This is a genomic window from Peribacillus sp. FSL H8-0477 (assembly GCF_038002765.1).
In the GTDB taxonomy this organism is placed as follows: Bacteria; Bacillota; Bacilli; order Bacillales; family DSM-1321; genus Peribacillus.
On record NZ_JBBODE010000001.1, the window covers coordinates 2269274 to 2289588 of the forward strand.

The window sequence follows — 20315 nt, forward strand, 5'->3', positions numbered from 1 at the left end:
TATAATTGGGCAATAAGGATTTCTTGGGATAAAGAGGTGAACCTTTTTTGAAACATAACCTATTATTGGTCGAAGATGAAGCGCTCGTCCGTGAAATTGTGACTGACTATTTTGAAAATGAACATTGGACTATCTATGAAGCAGAAACTGGGGTACTGGCATTAGATCTTTTCGAGCAACATTCCATTGATTTGGTCATCTTGGATATTATGCTCCCCGAATTAGATGGGTGGACGGTTTGCAAGCAAATTAGAAAGTCTTCTGACGTGCCCATTATCATGCTGACCGCCAATGGGGAAGATGACGATAAGGTGTTAGGATACGAGCTCGGCGCTGATGATTATGTGACAAAGCCCTTTAGTCCAAGGGTATTAGTTGCACAGGCTAAGGCTTTGTTAAAACGAGCAGAAGGAAGAATAAGCGGGGAAGAATTTTTGCTGCAGTTCGGTTCGTTAGAATTGAACACCAAGTCCTACTCCGTAACGATTGCCGGAGTAGACATAGACTTATCGCCGAAAGAATATGATTTGCTTATCTATCTAGTCCGAAATAAAGGAATCGTTCTTTCAAGAGATACTATTTTAAATGCCGTTTGGGGATTTGATTATTTTGGGGATATTCGAACCGTTGATACTCATATAAAAAAGTTGCGGGCTAAATTAGGCATTGAAAGTGAAAGAATTGTTACTGTTATTCGTGCGGGCTACCGATTTGAGGCAGAAAAATGAAGAAAAGCTCTGTTGTTCTAAAGCTATTTATGGTTACACTTATCTGTTTTTCCCTCTTTTATTCTCTTCTTCTGCTCAGCCAAGTTTTATTTTTCGAGAAATTTTACTTTGAAAATAAGATCGGCCAATTAAGTAAAAACCTAAAAACACTCGGTCCTATTCTCTCGAAGCACGCGGAAGATGAAGGCAAGACAGCTGAATTAACAGGAGAATTTATGAACCAAAATAATGCAGCACTTTCCCTGCTAAATAAGGATTTTACCAACCAGCCTTTATATTCCTATCGGATCGAACTGCTGGCAGACGGTGAGAACAAGACCATATTACTTTCTGGAGAGGGCATTCAATTAAATGATGTACCTAGCCAGATTAAACATGGGGATAGTCTACGTGTTGACGGATTCTATCTGGACGAAGCAGAAACCATTATTCAACCTGTTACGCTGTCTGCCCCGTCTACTGTGCCGCCAGAGCAAGAATTAGTAACGATTGAGGGCACGGTGACTAATTATACACTACCTAAAAACCGATCGTTTAACGCATACTTTCAGGATAGTTTAAACCAAGAAATCTTACGCAGCTGGATGAATATAATGCCCGACAAAGATTCGTTGAATAATGAAACGATTCAATACAAATGGACCGATCAATGGAGCGGTATCCCCTATATTCTGCTTATCCAGAAAATTAGACTTAACGGAGATCCCTATTATCTAGCTGCCTCCACAACGCTTCAGCCAGTGGATGAAGCGGTCGAAACCATTCAACACTATTTTCTGTATTTTGCAGCTTTCGGCATTATCCTGCTTGTTATTATTTCAGGCTTTTACTCACGTATTCTATCTAAACCGTTAATATCTTTGAGCCAAACCGCACGACGTATGGCTGATCTCGATTTTTCTATCAAGACTCCTTCTCATTCAACTGATGAATTCGGGGCTCTCTCCGCTAGTCTTCAGAAGATGTCCGATAACTTGAAAGCGACATTAGAAGAGTTAGAGACTGCTAATCGACAGCTGCATAAGGATATGGATAAAAAACAGGAACTCTTACAGCTGCACAAAGAATTCACCGGTAATGTCTCACATGAATTAAAAACGCCGCTTGGAATTATCAAAGGATTTGCAGAGGGACTTCAAGATGGAGTAGCTGAACATAAAAAAGAACGCTACCTCTCTCATATCCTGCATGAGATCGATCATATGAATGAAATCATCATGGACTTACTTTTGTTATCAAAATATGAGGCGGAAGCTGTTCAGCTTCATATAAGGTCCTTTTCCGTCAGTCACTTAATCAACCTTGTACGCGATACATTCATTCAACAACTTGCTCAGAAATCCCTAGAGGTTGTGATCACCAATCATACACATGGAATTGTCCAGGCTGATCAAAAAAGAATCGAACAAGTTCTCGTCAATCTGTTAAGCAATGCCATAGCCCATGCCTCTCCTCCGTCATCCATCTATGTCACTCTATTACACATAGCAGATGAAATTGAGATTCGTATTAAAAATAAAGGCGAACGAATTCCTATCAACCAATTGGAGCGGATTTGGGAAAAATTTTACCGAATCGAATACTCGAGAAGCCGTAAATCCGGAGGTACCGGTTTAGGTCTGGCTATTGTCAGTCAAATCTTACATCTTCATGGCCGATCTTTTGGGGCAGAAAACACAGCCGATGGAGTCGTCTTTTTCTTTAGATTAAAAGAAAGCGAGAGGGATACAAATGAATAGTAACATCAAACTCTATCTAGTATTCATGTCTCTTTTTATCGTCCTGACAGCCTGCAGCCAAGATCAACGTGCAGAACCGCCTAAAGATGAAGATACAACTGACATAAAGGAATCGGAAAGTGAACAGCAAGAGAACGAAGAAAATGATAAAGAAAGCGATGGAAATCTAAAAGATAAGGATCATGATAATGAAATTGATTCTGCAAAAGAACAAGTTCTCATGATCATTGACCAAACTCAGGAGGAACCACCTGATCAGTTTTATTTTTCAGTTAAGAAGCTGCCAGATGGATACAGTCTTGCTAAGATGGCCTGGGATTCAAACCATGATGTTACGAATACTACCCAAGAAGCCATCAGGAATGGCGGAACAGGCAATAAGGGCTTTTATATCAGCGGTAATGGACAATTCATGGGATTTTCCTATGATCCCTCATGGAAGGGAGAAACAGGAGTAGTCATTTTCTATTTCGAAAATGAGGCAAAAGAACAAGTTACATGGCAGAAAACCATCACGCTTCTATAAAGAAAAACCCGGAAAGTCTCAATTATGAGTCTCCGGGTTCCCTTTAACTAACCAGTTCTATTCGTTTAGATAAAACCAAGCATATTGTGCATAGAGCTCTGCTCCAACCACGAGTGCATCCTCATCAATATTAAATCTGCCGTGGTGATGAGACCATTCTGTATCTTTTTCATGGTTTCCGCAGCCGACTAACGCGAAGCAGCCTGGAACTACATCTAAATAGAAACTAAAATCTTCGCCGCCCATCGTAGGCTTTTCATCATATATACTATCTTCGCCAAACGCTTCAGAAGCAACCTTCTGCACGAGCCTTGCACTATATGTATCATTACTGACAGCTTGTGTACCTCTGATATATTCCACTTGAGCCGTTGCACCATATATGCTTGCTGTCTGTTCAGCATACCGCTTGAGCTGTTTTTCAATATGAATACGTGTATCATTGTCAAAGCATCGTACAGTACCCTCTATTAAAGCATTTTCAGCAATAACGTTAAAACGCGTTCCAGCTACCATCTTCCCAACCGTTAGAACAGCAGGTTTTTGCGGATCAATTGTTCTTGATACGACCGATTGAACATTCATCACAAATGAAGAAGCAACAACCGCTGCATCTATACAATCTTGTGGAATTGCTCCATGTCCGCCTTTGCCTTTAAATGTGACATTGAAGATATCCGCTGATGCAAATGAAGGCCCCGGATTACACGAAACTTTTCCAGTCGGCATCTGAGACCAAATATGCAGACCAAAAACATTGTCTACTCTCTCCATGGCTCCTTGTTTAACCAACTCTTTAGCACCAGTTGCCACTTCTTCAGCAGGTTGAAATACCAAACGAACGCTGCCAGGAAGCTCATCCTTGATTTCGTTTAACACCTTAGCCGCTATAAGAAGCATCGAAGTATGGGCATCATGACCACAGGCGTGCATTTTTCCCTTTTCTTTCGAAGCGTATGGCAGGTCTGTATTTATTTCTTCTACAGATAAAGCGTCCATATCTCCCCTTAACGCAACTATTTTTCCTTTAAGACCCCCTTCGATGGTGGCAATTACTCCTGTTGGATTCGTTTTACGATAGGGAATCCCTAAGTTTTCTAAATACGAACAAATAAATGCTGTAGTATTTACTTCTTGCCAGGAAAGCTCCGGCTCACTATGTAACTTACGGCGAAGAGCAGTTAATTCTTCTGTGTGTTCTAGTATCGATTTTGTTATCGTTTTATGATTCAAGTGAATCAACCCCCATAATAAGTTACAGTTTCATATTTTCCGAGTATTAGTAAATTTACACAGTCCTTTTTTAAGTTATAAAAATCCAACAAAGATCCCCGCTAATACAACCGAAACCATTGTAACCGAGATAAACCCTCCAACAAGCATAGGTGGAAGCATTTGACTAGTCAGCATGTCTTTTTCTTCATCATCGGTAGTCAGAGCTTTAATGACTTCGTTGGTGATGATGTAGTCAGCCGGAAAACCGTAGAGAGCTGTTAAGGATACGGCAAATGCCATTTCTTTACTTACCTTTAATATCCTCCCGATTATGTATGAAAAGATATACATACCTATTACACCTAAAATAATACAACCCACTAGTGGATATAAGATTTCGAGCATCATACTAGGCGTAGCACTTTTTAAACCATCGAAGATATAAAGCATCAAAGCCATGATAGCAAACCCGAATCCATTTGCTTTTTGCAGTGTATGCTTTTCTAAGAACCCAATACTTCTGCCAATAACCCCAAATAATAAACAGAGAACGAAGGGACTTATGGTAACGAGTGGATCTACTAAGGTAGAAATGAGATAAGCAAGATAGCCAACGAAAGCAAGCCTTAAAAATTTAAAGAAATCCGTATTGTACTTTTCAGGCAGCTTTTTAAATAAAGAAAGCTCCGACTTTTCTGCTGAAACAGAGACGGCTGTTTCCTTCCTGACCAGCTCGCCGCTGCGGTATTCACTTAGCAGCCTTTTCCCTTCTTTTTTTAGGACGATTGATGTCAGCGGATACCCTGCAAATCCCTGCATTACGTATATGACGATAGCAAAAATAGCTAAACTATCAAGACCAGCATTTGCTGCCCCTTCCGACATGATTAGTGCAGATACTAAACCACCCACTAAAGGCGGAATAGCTACGATAATTGTTTCTACTCCAAAAAGGAAAGTCCCAGCCGTAAACAATACAACGATTATTCCTAGTATTCCTGAAAGGGAGATTAAAATAGTTTTCCATTGTTTTATTAGTTCTTGAATAGAAAGCAGCGTACCCATATTCGTAATTAATAAGTAAATTAACATGGTTGCCACAACTGGCGGAACACCCGCTATTTCCACAATATCTTTTGGGAAAAACGTCCAATATCCTAGCAAAAATAAAACTGCACAGATAAAAACCGATGGGACGATAGCTTTTGTCCGAACAGCCACAACTTCTCCAATAAATAATATTAAAACCATAATGACTAAAGCTAACATCTGTGACATAAGAATATCTGTGCTCCTTTTTATGAAATTTAGTTATTTTAATATACTAGCACTTACTAATCTAAATTAAAAGATAATTCTGTATATACAGAAAAATTGTTGTTTCATCAAAAAAACACGATGGGAGATTCAGTTATGAACCCTCCATCGTGTTTTCTTCAGTGAAGTCTGCATTTACTTTTCTTTAACTATGGTAATCTCCCAAGTGCTTCCCGTTCCAATCTTATATGTCTTCGCAAAAGAAGCTTGGTTAAGTGCAATCCCCATATTATCAAGTGAATTGACATAAATTAGCGCTTCCCCTAACGAACTATCAGCAAAGGATCTTCCATATGTCATAGAATGAGCATAGACCTGTTGATTCCCGCTTTCTATCTCAACAGTGACCTTCTCGCCAATCTCAACCTCTAATTGGTTAAATATACTTCGAGGGATATTTGTCCATAGATTACCGAAGCGTATATCGAGAATTTCAATAATCCCTGTAATACGATTATTACTTAGATATGAATCAACAAGTGGGAATTCCACTAGCGAATTAACCGAAACTTCAGGACCTACCTCTTCAAACTCAATGACACCTGCTGCAAGCCTAGCGCCCGTATATGCATATACGTCACGGCCATGAAACGTATAGGACTCACCAGAACGCGGCAGACGATTAACTGTCTCATCTATCATGCGGACAGCTGTGATTCCAACCTTTTTCTTTAGATGGGTGAGTGTTCCGTTATCTGGTGTCACAATATATTGTTCATCCGTTGTCTTGACGACAATACTTCGGCGGTCACAGCCTACTCCTGGATCAACAACTGAAACAAAAACCGTACCGTTAGGCCAATATGGTACAGTCTGTAACAGACGATAGGACCCTTCCCAAACGTTAAACGGGGGAATATCGTGGGTAATATCACTGATTTTCAGTTCTTTATTTACTGATAAAGCCACCCCATACATTGCACTAACTGCACCATCACTAATTCCAAAATCTGACTGAAAAACCAATAGATTAGTCATTATTTACCTCCATCTGAAAGGGTCTTTATTGCGTCATCTTATAAAATAAAAACACCTTATCCTTAATCAAAACATAAAAAGGACTGGTGTTATTTATGGTTTCTTTTAAATGGAGACAAAACTATTCATCTAATCTATTAAGATAAATCTTTATATTAATAATATTCTAACTTTTCACCTCTTGGTAAGTCAATGAAAAAAAAGCATGGTCGAAGTTGGTACTTCAATCCACGCTTTTTACCCATATCCTAAATGCTTAGTTTGCTTCCGCTTTTTTCATTTGCTTACTACGAAGCTGTCCGCAAGCTGCATCGATATCCGTACCATGCTCCTGACGAATTTTGCAGTTTACGCCTCTTTTTTTCAATGTATCATAAAACGCTAGAACTGATTCTTGGTCACTGCGTTGATACTGACTATGTTCATCAACTGGGTTATAGGGAATCAGATTAACATACACACGCTGTTTTTTATTATCTAGAAGATCGGCAAGCTGCTCAGCTTCTTCTGGGTGATCGTTTAAATCCTTCAATAAAATATATTCAATCGTGATTCTACGATTTGTCTTAGCTAAGTAATAATCAAGTGCTTCCATCAGTTTTTCAATTGGAAATGCACGATTGATTTTCATAATTTTCGTTCTCAGCTCATTATTCGGTGCATGAAGTGAAATCGCAAGGTTAACCTGCAGTTGGGCATCCGTAAATTCATACAGCTTGTTAGCCAAACCGCTCGTGGACACCGTAATCCTTCTTGCAGCAATTGCTAAGCCTTTTCGGTCGGTCACAACATGAATGAAATCCAGCATATTTTCAAAGTTATCAAATGGCTCGCCAATGCCCATTACAACAATATGACTGACGTGCTCATCCTGTTCTTTTTTATCCAAATAAAGTTGTACATTCATAATCTGTTCAACAATCTCTCCGCCCGATAAGTCGCGGTTCTTGGCTAATAATCCGCTCGCACAGAAGCTGCAGCCAATATTACATCCAACCTGCGTCGTCACACAAACAGAGAGACCATATTTATGTTTCATTAGAACTGTCTCAATTAAATTGCCATCCTTCAGCTTAAATAAAAACTTAACCGTTCCATCCGCAGATTCCTGCTTAACATGCTCTGTCAGTGTTTGAATGGAAAAGTTATCAGCCAACACCTGAATACAGTCAGTATTTACATCAGTCATTTCACTGAAATCAGTTGCCCGCTTCCGATATAGATAGTCCCAAACTTGTGTCGCTCTATATTTTTTATGTCCGTGTTCCATTAGCCACTCGGTCAGTTGTTCAAATGTTAATCCATAAATGGACTCTTTCCTCATTCCTTAACCCTCTTCTCATATTGATAACTTTTCTACTATTACTATTACTCATTCAGCATAAATTAGCAATCCTTCAGATCCTGATTTACTTGTAAGGATTCACCATTATTGTTCTATGATACCTTACAAAACAATTCATAAAAAAACAACCCAACTACGGCAAGTAAGTTGAGGAGATTCCTTCTGCTTTTCTTTTATTTTCTTCCTATATATAAAAAAAGACAGGCAACCTTTGCAGGTCCGCCTGTCCTTTGTTTGTATCACTCTGCTCGATGTCTTCAATTAACCTAGATTTCTCCATTCGCCAGCCAAGGCAGAAATCCATCAAGAAAACGTTCAGTCGCGGGCATGAAGTATGATCCAAAATGATAATCAGGATCTAACGTGGTAATAATCCATGTGCCACCTGTGCTGACTTTATCTAGATACATGACTGAACCGCCGTCTTCTGTTGCGATTAACGTTTCTGTTCCCGCAACCGGCCAGAAAACCCCATGTTGATGCCATGTAGCGTCTGATAACGTGATGTAATTAAATAGGTCGTTTTCTGGTGAAGCCAATACCAACCCGCTTTTAGCACCTTTTTCCTTCCACCACCAGAAGTTTGTTTCTCTTTCTTCCCATTTTTGATTAGGCAGCCATTCCCAAGGCTGTGGGCCGAATGCAACCACAATTCCACCTTGCTCCGCATAAGCATGAATTTTTTCTTTTGCTTGAAGGAGTAATGTTTCATTCATCTGAGATGGAACGAGCAACACATCAAAATGATTGATTGGCGTTTCTAAAAAGTTTGGAAAGTAAATAAGCTCTGCAAGGTACTGATTATATTTGGGTTCATTAAAGGTTCGATAATGTGAGGCGTTACCACTATAAACTACAGCTATTTTCCTCATTGTTTTTCTCCCCTTATTGACTCAAATTCATCTTGTACCCATTGAAGAAGCTGTGTACTTATACGGTCAGTTGATTTATTTTGCATCCGATGAGAAAAAAGATCCCGCCCAGCATGAACTAAAATGGTTCCTCTGGTCGTGTTTCGATCGATATAGGTAATCGGCATCCCTGGAAGGTTAAGCAGGACTTCAGCCTGACTTGGAACGGGTGAATGTGTGCCTCGTGCAAAAAAGCCGGCAACCCCTTTATTAAAAGTCATATCTTCTGGCTCTACACCTTCAAATATCGGATGCTCTATTGCTTTTGAAATGGTATAATCCGCAAAACTATTGATGGTTTTCGGCGTAAAGAGTGAACAGCCCGGCAGCCATTCTTTGAATAAGTGTCCACAAAAAATAACTACCCTTCCTTTCTCTAAAAAGGAAGCAATCTTCTCTTTATGTATATAGAGGTATTCTTGATCAATAAAGTCATGAAAGAATAGACATTTAAATGGTTCTAAGTCTACCTTATCAAACATGTACTGATCAATTTGTGTAAAGTTTTCTTGTATAAATGAATTAGTACGATTCTGTAATCCAAATGCATGACCTGGATCTAAATATAAGATATCTCTAAGCTGCGTCAACATACATCCTCCAATCAGTAATGGGCTATTTATCTTTACTATGTTAATTCTATTATGAAACATACCTACACTTGTTGTGATTATGCACGACAAGCATTATTATTGTAATATAGAAAAACAATTGACCAAAAATATTTATTCCTGTAAATTAGTATATGATGATGAAAATCATTATCATTTAGAATTCTAACAGAGTGAGGTAAGAAAATGAAGAGGAAATTTATTATATCCACCGCATCTCTACTGTTTTTGTTAGCAGGCTGCAGCGATGCAGATACATCTAAAGATCTTGAACCAACCAAAGAATCAAAGTTAGTAGTTGATGAATTAGATCGTGAGGTCACGATCCCTTCAAAACTCGACTCTGTCGTAATGGGAAGTATTCTACCATACTTTTCAACATGGTATATCGCAACCAACTCTACAGACGAGATCACAGGAATTCATCCAAATTCATATAACGCAGCCTCACATTCAATTTTGAAAGATATATCACCATCCATTCTCGACGCTAAAACCAATTTTATTGAGAACGGCGAAGTAAATATTGAACAGTTGATGTCGCTAAATCCTCAAGTGTATTTTGAAATTGCTAACCAAGAGAAAACAATTAATAAACTTGAAGAGACAGGCATTACCACTGTAGCTCTAGATACAAATACAACTTCTTTAAATCCGCTTGATACATTAAATCGCTGGTTAACATTAACTGGTGAGATCACTGGAACAACGGATCGCCCTAATGAAATTATTAAAGAGGGTGAAGAAAACCAGAAAATGATTAATGAAACACTTGCTGAGGTGGATGAAAAAGAAAAGCCTCGGGTGATGGTCCTTCAATATCATAGTAATGGTGAAATATCTGTTGCTGGAACAGGTATGCATGGAAATCGCTGGTTAGATGCTACAGGTGGAATTGATGTTGCAGCTAAAGACATCGAAGGAATAAAAGCCGTAAACATGGAACAAATTTATAAATGGAATCCAGATATTATCTATATTACAAACTTCACCGAGACACAGCCGGATGATTTGTATAATAACACTTTTTCTAGTCAAGACTGGAGCCAAGTAAAGGCAGTTCAAGACAAAAAAGTATATAAAATGCCCCTTGGAATCTACCGCTGGTATCCACCAAGTGGAGATGCTCCTTTAATGCTTAAATGGATGGCTCAACATAACTATCCAGATCGTTTTGATTATGACATGGGTGAGGAAATTAAAGACTACTATTCACGATTCTATAATTATAAGTTGAACAATGAACAAGTTCAGCAAATCTTAAACCCTCCCTCAGAAGCAGCAAAATATTAAGTTAAAGGTGGCTTTCAAATGAAATCCAAGTTTATAAAATTTTCACTTTGGACGCTGCCCTTAATATTTGGTCTTATCTCGATTAGTATCGGACGTTTTGAAGTCGGTTTTATCGTACAGATCAAAATATTACTTTCACAGCTATTTCCTATTGAACAAACCTGGTCCGCTATGGAAGAAACAGTGGTCATGAATATAAGGTTACCGCGAATTTTACTTGCGATGCTTATTGGCGGCGGATTATCCATTGCGGGTGCAGCTTTCCAAGGAATGTTTGCTAATCCATTAGTCAGCCCTGACATTCTAGGTGTTTCGGCTGGAGCAGGGTTTGGTGCGTCCATTGGTATTTTATTATTTGGTACTGGGATTACCATGCAACTATTTTCTCTAGTAATGGGTATGGCAGCGATTGGATTCACATTCCTGATTGGCGGTTCTAAACGTGAAATGCCTATTTTTATGCTGGTCTTGGCAGGAGTCGTAACAAGTGCCTTATTTCAGGCTCTCATATCATTAGTCAAATTCCTAGCTGATCCCGAGGAAAAACTCCCATCCATTACCTACTGGCTGATGGGAAGCCTTGGAACAGCTAGTTATTCTGACTTATTTATAGGCGGACCACTCATTTTAACCGGAATTATCATATTATATGTTGTACGATGGCGGTTAAATATCTTATCTCTTTCTGATGAAGAAGCGAAGTCACTTGGGATATCAGTCATGAAAATGAAATGGCTCGTCATTATCGGCGCTACATTAATAACATCTGCAGCTGTTGCGATAGCTGGAATTATCGGCTGGGTTGGCCTGATCATTCCTCACATCGCTCGGATGCTTGTTGGCAGTAACAATCAATATGTATTACCTGCATCCGTCTCTATAGGTGCGATGTACTTATTGATGATTGATAACTTAGCGAGAAGTTTAACCTCAGCAGAAATCCCATTATCGATTTTAACAGCGATTGTCGGGGCACCTTTTTTCGCATATTTATTACGAAAAACAGGAGGCGGCTGGAATTGATCTCAATAAAAGATGGAAACTTTTTTTATCAAAAAGCAAAGAGCAAAGAGCAAACCTATTTATACAATAATGATATATCCTTTGACTTGCATCCTGGTGAAATCATGTCGATTCTAGGTCCAAATGGTGCAGGGAAAACAACCTTATTAAAATGTATTATGGGTCTCCTGAAATGGGAAAAAGGCGAAACATTATTAAATGGGAAACCACTTTCAACTCTACGTCAAAAAGAAGTATGGCGAACAATTGGGTATGTACCTCAGGCTTCCAAAATGACCTTTGGTTACTCGATCCTAGATCTAGTCACAATGGGACGTGCATTGTTAATTCATGCTTATGCACAGCCCACACAAGAGGACCGGCAAGCTGCGCTTGATGCGCTAGAACTTGTAGGCATTCAGCATCTAGCTGATCAGTCTTGTACAGCTGTCAGCGGCGGTGAGCTTCAGCTGGCATTGATTGCACGAACATTGGTATCAGATCCAAAAATTTTAATACTAGATGAGCCAGAATCACATCTAGATATTCAAAAGCAAAAAATCATCTTGCAGACCATTAAAAAGTTGGTCAAAGAACGAGACTTAGCTTGCATTATCAATACTCATTATGCGAATCATGCTTTTTACTTTGGTGATAAGGTACTTATGGTCGCTAAAAATAAACCTGTCATTACGGGCCCTGTTTCTGAAATTATGACAGAGGAAAACATCTTTCATTACTTTGATATTGAAGTGAAAAAATTGTTACATAGCGACAATGGTCAGGTATTTGAAACCATCGTCCCTAAATATTTTGGATTAGATAACAGTGACCGATGATTTCGGTCACTGTTTTTTTTATGCACTTTCCCTCCTCTATCACATTACTTCTATTTTTTTATTCCCCTCGACTTTTTTCATTACATACTTTATACCTATTTATTACAAAAAAAGAGGACATAAGGCGCAGAAACCAAAATAAGAATATAAACGTAAGATTAAAAACTGGTTATTAAAGGAAAATATATGGAAGGGTGATTTTTTGAGTACGAAAGGGTTTATGAGCGTCATTTGCTTATTGTTTATCCTAGCAGGATGCAGTGATACTGAACATAAAGACACAAAAGCAGTCAGCGCTCCAGAAAATAAGTATGAAAAACTAGTTAAGGAAAAAAACAAAGAACTAGCACAGGAACCAATTAAACAGATGAAAAATAGCGAAGGGGTTGTGTTAAAGCTAAAACAGCCTCTGTACAAAGAATTTGCCGTTAATGGTCAGTTGATTATTGAAGGAGAGATAGAAGAATCTTCAGAATTGAAATCTGATTATGTATGGATAAAGGCATTATCTGATGAACAAGAGCCCGCAGGAGGGCAACATGATTATTACACTCCCCTAAAAGACGGAAAATTTAAGCAAACGATTCATTTTTTTAATGGAGAAGGCATGTATGATTTCATTGTCCAGGTCCCAAGTAAAACCCGGGATAATTATTACTATCATGCTGCTTCTTTTTCCGTATTTAATGTTCATCCAGATTACCAGAGAGATGTGACCTTTACTCCGTTTGGACAAGAAAATCTAGTCACTCTGGATGTTGAAAACGGATTTCAAAAGGCAGACGGAATTTTTAAGCTTACAGGCCATTTAGAGCAGACAGCAGGCAAAGATGAAGTAATGGTCGCACTAACTAAAGAAGGAGAGACTTAGAAAAATACCTTTGCAGTGAAGGATGGACGAATTGATTACGATATTCCTTTGTTTTATGGAAAGGGACTGCATAAACTAGAGGTATTACTTCCAGACGATATTCGTGATAATTACTACCTGCCGGTCACAACCCTTTTAATTGATAATCAATCAAGTACTGTAATGAAACCGATAGAGTATTATTCTAAAACAATGATTGAAAGAGGATTTAACCTAGATGAACCTAAATTTGGCGGAAGTGAAACCGATCAAACCTTTCAAATAAAAGGTTCATTTGATTCCAGTGCAGAATTAGCAGCAAAAACGGATCATCTGTATATATCTACAGTAAAAGGTGATGACCACGCATTAGATGTGATTCCCGTTGAGGATTTTTCTTATGACGACTCTTTTTATTTACGATTCGGACCAGGCACGTATGAAGTGACGGTAAGTGTGCCTGAAATAACAGAGAAAAAGACGAATTACTTCCGCTATTTTAGTGTAGCGCAATTTGAGGTAGACTCTACAGAAGCGAGTGATCAGCGTGACCTCCTTCCCTCGCGAGGTGTCCAATCAAATGATGCGAAAATTATTAAGCTAGCTGAATCAATTGTAAAAGGAAAAAAATCTGAACGTGAAAAATCAAAAGCAATCTATGATTATGTTGCTAAAAACATTGCGTACGATGTAGAAAAATTTAAGACAAATGACTTCAATTGGGATGACAGTGCGCTAAAAACGCTTCAACTAAAGGATGGCGTTTGCCAAGACTATGCTTATCTTGCTATTGCACTCCTGAGAGCCAATCATATTGAAGCGAGGTTCGTCGAAGGCTACGCACCCCAGAAACATGCCTGGGTTGAAGCGAAAATTGATGGTAAATGGCTGACTATGGATCCAACATGGGGGGCAGGATATATTCAAAATAATGTTTTTGTAAAAAAATATACCGATACGTATTTTGATCCAAATATGAAAGAATTCAAAAAAACCCATAAACGTACCGGAATCTCTTATTAGAATAATAATTCAAGGAAGAATAATGAAACACTCAGGCGGCTCCGTTGGCAGCCGTCTTATTTTTTTTCGAGGGTCGTTACTTATCATGGCAACATGATTCATAGTAAACTTAGCTGATACGGCCTTCAAACATACGAATGAGGTGATGACATGAGAATAGCTATTATTGGATTAGGTGATATTGCTAAGAAAGCCTATCTGCCTGTCCTTTCTCAAAAAGAAGGAATTGAACTAGTACTGTGTACAAGAAATGCAGCCACATTAGACGAATTAGCAAGAAAGTATAAGATTAAAGAAAGTGTTCAAACGGTAGAACAACTTCTACAAAAGAACATTACGGCAGCTTTTGTGAGTACGGCTACAGAAGCACATTTTGAAACTGCAGAACAGTTACTTAAGAATGGAATACATGTATACATAGACAAGCCTATCTCCATGAATATAAATGAAACACAAAAAATCGTTAATCTCTCAAAAGAAAGCGGAAAAATCGCCATGGTTGGCTTTAATCGGCGATTTATTCCAAGGGTCAGCGAACTGAGAAACAGCGGCAAACCAAGCTTGATTATCATGCAAAAAAATCGATTTGCGTCTCCAGATATTATAAGACGCTTTGTGGTAGAGGACTTTATCCATGTGGTGGATACCCTCAGATATTTAATGAATACCACCGTTTTGGATGTAAAAGTAGAATACTTAAAAACAGGTGACAAGCTCGATCACTTAGTCATACAGCTTATTGGAGATGGGTGTACCGCTTTAGGAATAATGAACCGCAACGGAGGTGTTACGGAAGAAATAATCGAATATAATGCAGGGCATGACAAATATGTCGTAAGTAGTCTAGTCGAAACCACCCATTTTCATGATAAAGAAATGAGTATTTCAAAGTTTGGAGATTGGGAGCCGACTTTGTACAAACGCGGCTTCTACCAGTTGGTCGATCATTTTATTGAATGTGTGGAGCATAATAAGACTCCAGATCCCTCTATAGAAGACTCTCTCCTAACGCATGAGATCTGTGAACGGATTGTTACCTATATTGAAGCAGAGTCTGGAAAATAACCCTTCAACAAAAAGGTGCAGAAAAAAATCTGTGCCTTTTTGTTATGTAACTACTACATTTACCTCCTAAAACTAATTAAATCCCCTTAAACATTGTATAATTCATGTTAAATACTGTAAAATTTAGTTAACTGAATATTCTTTACTAATATATTAAATTTGTCTAAAGGGGGACTTGCCAATGGCTTGGGATTATGAGTATGACGTTGTTGTTGTCGGTTCTGGTGCAGCAGGTTTTTCGGCCGCAATCACAGCAAAAAAAGAAGGGTTACGAACGCTATTAATTGAAAAAGAAAAACACTTTGGCGGTGCTTCTGCTTTATCAGGCGGCGGTGTTTGGATTCCGAATAACAAATACTTAGTTGAAGCTGGTGCTGCTGATAGTTATGAGGAATCTAAATTATATTTAGATTCTACAGTTGGTGATTTAATAGGTGATAACATTAAAGAGACCTATTTAAAAAAGGGAATTGAAATGTTGGATTATATGCACAACATAGGACCGCACATGAGATTTTCCTATGCGAAAAATTACTCTGACTATTACCCAACGCATCCAGGCGGCAAAGGGCAAGGCCGGTCAATTGAGCCTAAAGTAATTGATTTAAATACATTACAAGATTGGAAGAGTATGCTTCTTCCTCCTTCGATGGATACAAAGGGTTTCGTTATGACAGGACAAGATTTCGTTAAAGTAAATATGATTACTAGAACCTGGGCTGGAAAAAGAGCTTCTGTCACACTGGGGTGGCGATTAATTAAGCACAAAGTATTTAAAAAAGATTACGCCTCTTTAGGAAGAGCTTTAATCGCCAGGTTGGCTTTAACGTACAAGGATTTAAGCGGTGAAATTTGGCTTGAATCACCCTTTATTGATTTTATTTATGAAAACGATCAAGTAACGGGTCTAACCGTAAATAAAAATGGTAAGCAAGTAACCATTAAAATCAATAAAGGTCTTATATTTGGTTCAGGCGGATTCTCAAGAGATCAAGAAAAGCGAGATAAATTTCTTCCAAGTCCACAAAACGTCGAGTGGACAAGTTCGCCAAAAGGTCAAACTGGAGATATTATTGAACCGTTCGCAAAACTACATGCTCAGTTTGGATTGATGGACAGAGTTTGGGGTGCACCTACTGTCATTAATCATTTAGGAATGCCCTTCTTTTTAGTTGCTGATAGAGGTCTTCCGAATATGATCATTGTGGACCAAGACGGAAACAGATATATTAATGAGCCGACTCCATACCATGAGTTCATTGATAAAATGTATGAACATAATGAAAAAACAGGCGGTAAAGCCATTACATCTTGGATTATTTTAGATGCAAGAGCTAAGAAAAGATATCTATTTACTGGTTTATTTCCAGGTCAGGATTTTCCTAAAGAATACTATGAGCATGGTGTTGTTCTGAAAGGCAACACAGTCGAAGAATTAGAAAAGAAATTAACGATTCCAAAGGGAAATCTAGTAAAAACAATGGACAGATTCAATGAATTTGCTCGAAATGGGGAAGATTTAGACTTCCATCGAGGAGAAAATACACATGACAAATATTACGGTGATCCTACTTTACCGAATCCGAATTTACTCGAAATCAATGAGGCCCCCTATTATGCCATGAAAGTTTATCCAGGCGATATTGGAACAAAAGGCGGTGTAGTTACGGACGAATTCGCGAGAGTCGTAAAAGAAGACGGAACTATATTTAATAATGTATATGCTTGTGGAAATTGTTCAGCATCAATTATGGGCCATTCATATCCCGGACCTGGGGCAACGCTAGGACCCGGCATGACCTTTGGTTTCATAGCTTCTATACACTGTAAAGATAAGGTATAAGCGTAATAACAAGCATTTGAATGGACAAGTTCAAGTGCTTTTTTTATGAAGGATTTGAGAAATAAAAAACACACATCTCATTAAAGATGTGTGTACATATATTACTGACTATCTACTTTTTGACCCCTTTTCACTTATAATCACTGTAATAATAGTGCAAAATATCCATTTTTATATAAATATATCCTCCATTTAACTTTATTTTAGTATAATTAGCAATCTATATATTATTTAAAAATAGCATCATTTACAGCAAATCTTTCTATTGAATCTTAATACATAATGCCAAAAAAAAACCTAAAATACCTATAAATAAACAATGTTTGTTAAAAACATAGATTTTTTACAATAATATAGTACAATTGGGAAAGAGAAATGGTGAATGTATTTTCAATACTATTATCATAGGACTTATATCATGTTATTATTTCTTAATTCATTCTTCATCTCGTCTCTAAATAAAACTATAAAGGTGTGTTTGTTTTGAAAGTAAAATTAAAAAGTACAGCTGGATTAACAAAGGAAGTTAAGATTGGTTTCAGTTGGACTACTTTCTTTTTCGGGTTTTTCCCCGCATTATTCCGCGGCGATTTAAAGTGGGCTATAATCATGTTAATTGTTGAATTAGTTCTAGGCTCATTTACATTAGGAATAGGTGCTTGGGTAAGTGGTGTAGTCTTCTCCTTTGTCTACAATAAAATATACATAAAAGAGCTAATTGAAAAAGGTTATATTCCTGCCAATGAACACGCTCAATCTCAGTTGGAACAAAGCCAGATATTAGCACCAACAGCTTAATCAGTTTGATAACTAAAGACCCTTACTCTTTATGAGTAAGGGTCTTTTAGCTTTGTCTCCATTAAATTTCTCACCTTACTTATGATACGGTTCTCCCCGATTGATCCGGTACGCACGATACACCTGTTCCACAAGAATCAATCTCATTAACTGATGCGGGAAGGTCATTCTGGAAAACGACAGCGCTTCATCTGCCCGTTTCATGACCTCTTTGCTAAGACCAAGTGAACCACCTATGATGAAGCAAATTTTGCTTGTACCATAAGTGGCTAGTTTATCAATTGTTTCGGCAAGTTCCTCCGAGGACTTTAATTTGCCTTCGATAGCTAAAGCAATAACGTGGGCATCTGGGTGGATTTTTGAGAGAATACGCTGTCCTTCTTTTTCTTTAATTTGTTCCATTTCTATGTCGCTGAGTGTTTCTGGCGCTTTTTCATCAGCCAGTTCAATCATATCGATTTTTGCGTAAGCAGAAAGTCGCTTAAGATACTCTTCGATTCCTTGTTTTAAGTACTTTTCTTTCAATTTTCCAACGGTAATAATGGTAATATTCATTGATTCCCCTACTTTACAAACGGTTTACGAACAAGTTACAAACAGATTATCCACAGTAGTTATCCACATATCCACAAAAACTATCCACATGTTGTATGCGAATATTAGTTCCCTACCATATATACAGCTTGATTAGGACAATATTCACAGTTTGTTGATAACTTTTCATCTGTTACTTTATTTAAAACTGGATAGGTTTCATGTTCATCTACCACTATGTCTAACGCTAGTTCCACATGTTCTTGGCAGCAATAAATCATTGGCTTTCCCTCCTTATTTTCTTATCCCTCATCCACAATAAATCATTCTTTCTTTATTTATCCACAAATCGGGTTCAAGCATACATTCATTTTGTGGATGACTGATAATTTTTTCTCATCTGTCATCGTACCAAATTACTCAAAAAGCGCAAGTATAGAAAAAGGCAGGAATAACTTCTTCCTGCCTTTGATTTTATAATTGTTCTTCAGTAAGCTTTACTGCTGCTGTCTCTTTTTTACCGGCACGATAATAGGTAATCGTAATACTGTCGCCTATTTGCTTATCGTTGTATAAATATTTTCTTAAACCGACTACGTCTTTAATCTCTTCCTTATCCATCTTGACAATTACATCGAATTCCTTTAATCCAGCTTTGGCTGCTGGTGAATTCGGCTGTACACTTGTAATGGCTACACCTGACCTCATATCCTGGGGCAATTTGAGTGTGTTTTTCTGGTGATACTGTGATATTTCTTCTACAGAAGCCAAACTTACTCCCATAAAGGCACGTTTAACTTCCCCATATTTTTCAATGTCATTAATAATTGGTACAACTGAGTCAATCGGGATAGAAAGCCCTATGCCTTCAACTGCGCTTTCTGCAATTTTCATTGAATTAATGCCGATTACCTGCCCCTTCATATTCACAAGTGCTCCACCGCTGTTCCCTGGATTGATTGCTGCATCTGTCTGAATAACTTCTGCATTCCAGTCAACCTGTCCATCTTCATTAATATCTACTTCAATTGTTCGTTCCAATCCTGATATAATTCCCTGTGTAATTGAACCAGAGAATTGAAGCCCCAGTGGATTTCCAATGGCGATTACTGGTTCACCAGGTTTCAGTGCTGTAGATTTTCCGAACTCTGCGATTGTTTGAACTTTTGATCCTGCTACTTCAACAACTGCAAGATCTGTCCAAGGATCGCTTCCCATCAATTTGGCTGGCAGCTTCGTTCCATCAGCAAGAGTAACTTCAAGTTCGTTAGCACCTTCAATTACGTGATTGTTCGTAACAATATAGGCCTTGTCTCCTTCTTTTTTATATACCACACCGGATCCAGACCCAGCCTCTGCAGCTTCACCTTGCTGTCCCCAGAAGTTCGTTTGCTGAATATTTGTAATGCCTACAACAGCATCGCTAGCCTTATCTCCAGCGTCAATGACGGCCGATGTAACATCAATTGAAATATCTTGTACACGTTCATCCGATTTTTCATCGTTTTTTGATTGACCAGCATTATCAGTTTCTGTTCCAGTATCATTATTGTTTACGACGGTTAAAACGAGCAGCGCACCAATTAACACGCCCGCCAATGCCGCCAAAAAATAACCGATTTTACTTCCGCTTTTTCGTGTTTTTCGATTGCTCTCCTGTTCATCAAAGTATCCCAAGGTTTACTCATCCTTTCTTTT

At 38.2% G+C, this 20315-nt stretch carries 20 protein-coding genes; 11 read left to right on the forward strand and 9 right to left on the reverse strand.

Annotated elements, in window-relative coordinates; all coding sequences use genetic code 11:
• Positions 1 to 47: 47 nt before the first annotated feature.
• The 3 genes from MHI18_RS11345 to MHI18_RS11355 are packed head-to-tail and all read left to right on the forward strand — an operon-like array spanning position 48 to position 2993.
• Positions 48 to 728: a response regulator transcription factor gene (locus tag MHI18_RS11345; protein ID WP_340847450.1), complete on the forward strand. Its 681-nt coding sequence runs from the start codon at positions 48 to 50 to the stop codon at positions 726 to 728.
• Positions 725 to 2467, forward strand: a complete 1743-nt coding sequence (locus tag MHI18_RS11350) for a sensor histidine kinase (RefSeq protein ID WP_340847451.1) — start codon at positions 725 to 727, stop codon at positions 2465 to 2467. Before MHI18_RS11345 ends, MHI18_RS11350 begins: the two co-directional genes overlap by 4 nt.
• On the forward strand, positions 2460 to 2993 hold the full coding sequence (locus tag MHI18_RS11355; RefSeq protein WP_340847452.1) for a hypothetical protein: 534 nt from the start codon (positions 2460 to 2462) through the stop codon (positions 2991 to 2993). Before MHI18_RS11350 ends, MHI18_RS11355 begins: the two co-directional genes overlap by 8 nt.
• A gap of 57 nt (positions 2994 to 3050) precedes the next feature.
• Here MHI18_RS11355 and MHI18_RS11360 read toward each other — a convergent pair whose 3' ends face one another.
• The 6 genes from MHI18_RS11360 to MHI18_RS11385 all read right to left on the reverse strand — a co-directional run bounded on the left by MHI18_RS11360 (position 3051) and on the right by MHI18_RS11385 (position 9349).
• Positions 3051 to 4226, reverse strand: a complete 1176-nt coding sequence (locus MHI18_RS11360; protein ID WP_340847453.1) for an amidohydrolase — start codon at positions 4224 to 4226, stop codon at positions 3051 to 3053.
• A 75-nt stretch (positions 4227 to 4301) separates the two neighbouring features.
• Positions 4302 to 5486 carry a hypothetical protein gene (locus MHI18_RS11365; protein ID WP_340847454.1) on the reverse strand — a complete coding sequence of 395 codons (1185 nt, stop codon included), beginning with the start codon at positions 5484 to 5486 and terminating at the stop codon, positions 4302 to 4304.
• 174 nt (positions 5487 to 5660) lie between these two features.
• Entirely contained in the window at positions 5661 to 6503 is an 843-nt protein-coding gene (locus MHI18_RS11370) for an SAM hydrolase/SAM-dependent halogenase family protein (RefSeq protein ID WP_445669968.1), read from the reverse strand.
• Between the two features lie 256 nt (positions 6504 to 6759).
• Entirely contained in the window at positions 6760 to 7827 is a 1068-nt protein-coding gene (rlmN, locus tag MHI18_RS11375; RefSeq protein ID WP_340847455.1) for a 23S rRNA (adenine(2503)-C(2))-methyltransferase RlmN, read from the reverse strand.
• Between the two features lie 287 nt (positions 7828 to 8114).
• The gene (locus tag MHI18_RS11380; RefSeq protein WP_340847456.1) at positions 8115 to 8720 is read right to left on the reverse strand and encodes a hypothetical protein; all 606 of its coding nucleotides are present in this window, start codon (positions 8718 to 8720) and stop codon (positions 8115 to 8117) included.
• The gene (locus MHI18_RS11385) at positions 8717 to 9349 is read right to left on the reverse strand and encodes a phosphate starvation-inducible protein PhoH (protein ID WP_340847457.1); all 633 of its coding nucleotides are present in this window, start codon (positions 9347 to 9349) and stop codon (positions 8717 to 8719) included. The genes MHI18_RS11380 and MHI18_RS11385 overlap by 4 nt, the downstream gene beginning before the upstream one ends.
• Positions 9350 to 9556: 207 nt before the next feature.
• Here MHI18_RS11385 and MHI18_RS11390 point away from each other — a divergent pair, with 207 nt between their 5' ends.
• From MHI18_RS11390 to MHI18_RS11425, 8 genes are all read left to right on the forward strand, one after another.
• On the forward strand, positions 9557 to 10663 hold the full coding sequence (locus tag MHI18_RS11390; RefSeq protein ID WP_340847458.1) for an ABC transporter substrate-binding protein: 1107 nt from the start codon (positions 9557 to 9559) through the stop codon (positions 10661 to 10663).
• An 18-nt stretch (positions 10664 to 10681) separates the two neighbouring features.
• On the forward strand, positions 10682 to 11686 hold the full coding sequence (locus MHI18_RS11395; RefSeq protein WP_340847459.1) for a FecCD family ABC transporter permease: 1005 nt from the start codon (positions 10682 to 10684) through the stop codon (positions 11684 to 11686).
• Complete coding sequence (locus tag MHI18_RS11400; protein ID WP_340847460.1) at positions 11683 to 12504, forward strand: ABC transporter ATP-binding protein; 822 nt, start codon at positions 11683 to 11685, stop codon at positions 12502 to 12504. The genes MHI18_RS11395 and MHI18_RS11400 overlap by 4 nt, the downstream gene beginning before the upstream one ends.
• A gap of 220 nt (positions 12505 to 12724) precedes the next feature.
• On the forward strand, positions 12725 to 13375 hold the full coding sequence (locus tag MHI18_RS11405) for a hypothetical protein (RefSeq protein WP_340847461.1): 651 nt from the start codon (positions 12725 to 12727) through the stop codon (positions 13373 to 13375).
• A 15-nt stretch (positions 13376 to 13390) separates the two neighbouring features.
• Positions 13391 to 14377: a transglutaminase domain-containing protein gene (locus MHI18_RS11410; protein WP_340847462.1), complete on the forward strand. Its 987-nt coding sequence runs from the start codon at positions 13391 to 13393 to the stop codon at positions 14375 to 14377.
• 150 nt (positions 14378 to 14527) lie between these two features.
• On the forward strand, positions 14528 to 15442 hold the full coding sequence (locus tag MHI18_RS11415; RefSeq protein ID WP_340847463.1) for a Gfo/Idh/MocA family protein: 915 nt from the start codon (positions 14528 to 14530) through the stop codon (positions 15440 to 15442).
• Between the two features lie 181 nt (positions 15443 to 15623).
• Positions 15624 to 17285 carry an FAD-dependent oxidoreductase gene (locus tag MHI18_RS11420; RefSeq protein WP_340847465.1) on the forward strand — a complete coding sequence of 554 codons (1662 nt, stop codon included), beginning with the start codon at positions 15624 to 15626 and terminating at the stop codon, positions 17283 to 17285.
• Between the two features lie 483 nt (positions 17286 to 17768).
• Positions 17769 to 18083, forward strand: coding sequence for a DUF2628 domain-containing protein (locus MHI18_RS11425; RefSeq protein ID WP_340847466.1), 315 nt, complete (start codon positions 17769 to 17771; stop codon positions 18081 to 18083).
• A gap of 75 nt (positions 18084 to 18158) precedes the next feature.
• Here the strand turns inward: MHI18_RS11425 and rlmH are convergent, their stop codons facing one another.
• The 3 genes from rlmH to MHI18_RS11440 all read right to left on the reverse strand — a co-directional run bounded on the left by rlmH (position 18159) and on the right by MHI18_RS11440 (position 20294).
• On the reverse strand, positions 18159 to 18638 hold the full coding sequence (gene rlmH / locus MHI18_RS11430; RefSeq protein WP_040374695.1) for a 23S rRNA (pseudouridine(1915)-N(3))-methyltransferase RlmH: 480 nt from the start codon (positions 18636 to 18638) through the stop codon (positions 18159 to 18161).
• Between the two features lie 104 nt (positions 18639 to 18742).
• Positions 18743 to 18898: a CxxH/CxxC protein gene (locus tag MHI18_RS11435; RefSeq protein ID WP_081704873.1), complete on the reverse strand. Its 156-nt coding sequence runs from the start codon at positions 18896 to 18898 to the stop codon at positions 18743 to 18745.
• Positions 18899 to 19091: 193 nt separating this feature from the next.
• Complete coding sequence (locus MHI18_RS11440; RefSeq protein WP_340847467.1) at positions 19092 to 20294, reverse strand: S1C family serine protease; 1203 nt, start codon at positions 20292 to 20294, stop codon at positions 19092 to 19094.
• Between the last annotated feature and the right edge of the window lie 21 nt (positions 20295 to 20315).

Bases quoted from the DNA above. Each gene is read 5' to 3' on its own strand.
- MHI18_RS11370 (WP_445669968.1), bottom strand. From the start codon at position 6,503: ATGACTAATCTATTGGTTTTTCAGTCAGATTTTGGAATTAGTGATGGT.
- rlmH (WP_040374695.1), bottom strand. From the start codon at position 18,638: ATGAATATTACCATTATTACCGTTGGAAAATTGAAAGAAAAGTACTTA.
- MHI18_RS11365 (WP_340847454.1), bottom strand. From the start codon at position 5,486: ATGTCACAGATGTTAGCTTTAGTCATTATGGTTTTAATATTATTTATT.
- MHI18_RS11405 (WP_340847461.1), top strand. From the start codon at position 12,725: ATGAGCGTCATTTGCTTATTGTTTATCCTAGCAGGATGCAGTGATACT.
- MHI18_RS11355 (WP_340847452.1), top strand. From the start codon at position 2,460: ATGAATAGTAACATCAAACTCTATCTAGTATTCATGTCTCTTTTTATC.
- rlmN (WP_340847455.1), bottom strand. From the start codon at position 7,827: ATGAGGAAAGAGTCCATTTATGGATTAACATTTGAACAACTGACCGAG.
- MHI18_RS11415 (WP_340847463.1), top strand. From the start codon at position 14,528: ATGAGAATAGCTATTATTGGATTAGGTGATATTGCTAAGAAAGCCTAT.
- MHI18_RS11420 (WP_340847465.1), top strand. From the start codon at position 15,624: ATGGCTTGGGATTATGAGTATGACGTTGTTGTTGTCGGTTCTGGTGCA.
- MHI18_RS11350 (WP_340847451.1), top strand. From the start codon at position 725: ATGAAGAAAAGCTCTGTTGTTCTAAAGCTATTTATGGTTACACTTATC.
- MHI18_RS11380 (WP_340847456.1), bottom strand. From the start codon at position 8,720: ATGAGGAAAATAGCTGTAGTTTATAGTGGTAACGCCTCACATTATCGA.
- MHI18_RS11435 (WP_081704873.1), bottom strand. From the start codon at position 18,898: ATGATTTATTGCTGCCAAGAACATGTGGAACTAGCGTTAGACATAGTG.
- MHI18_RS11395 (WP_340847459.1), top strand. From the start codon at position 10,682: ATGAAATCCAAGTTTATAAAATTTTCACTTTGGACGCTGCCCTTAATA.
- MHI18_RS11390 (WP_340847458.1), top strand. From the start codon at position 9,557: ATGAAGAGGAAATTTATTATATCCACCGCATCTCTACTGTTTTTGTTA.